Origin of the sequence: Halostella sp. PRR32 (assembly GCF_034808085.1) — an archaeon.
In the GTDB taxonomy this organism is placed as follows: Archaea; Halobacteriota; Halobacteria; order Halobacteriales; family Natronoarchaeaceae; genus Halostella; species Halostella pelagica.
In genome coordinates, this window is sequence record NZ_JAXHGL010000153.1 from 1 (window position 1) to 265 (window position 265).

The following is a 265-nucleotide window of genomic DNA, read 5'->3' on the forward strand; positions in this document are numbered from 1 at the left end:
GCGCGCCGACCGCACCCTCGACCGCGAGGAGATGACCTCGGAGATGCAGGTCCGCGAGGTGATCGAAGAGCAGCGCTACCAGTCGTACTACGGGATCGACCTCTCCGACCGCTCCATCTACGACCTCGCGATCAACACGGGGCGCTGGGACGCCGAGGCGACGCTGGACCTGGCGCTCACGGCGGTCGAGGGGTACGACGTTGAGTCCGACGAGGGCGCGTTCGACACGCCCGACTTCGACATCTGAAGGGACCGTTCCGGCCTT

1 pseudogene is annotated in these 265 nt (G+C 67.2%); it reads left to right on the forward strand.

The annotated features are described in order from the left end of the window. Positions 1–247, forward strand: a pseudogene (locus SM753_RS20715) (cytidylate kinase); the annotation flags it as partial. Between the last annotated feature and the right edge of the window lie 18 nt (positions 248–265).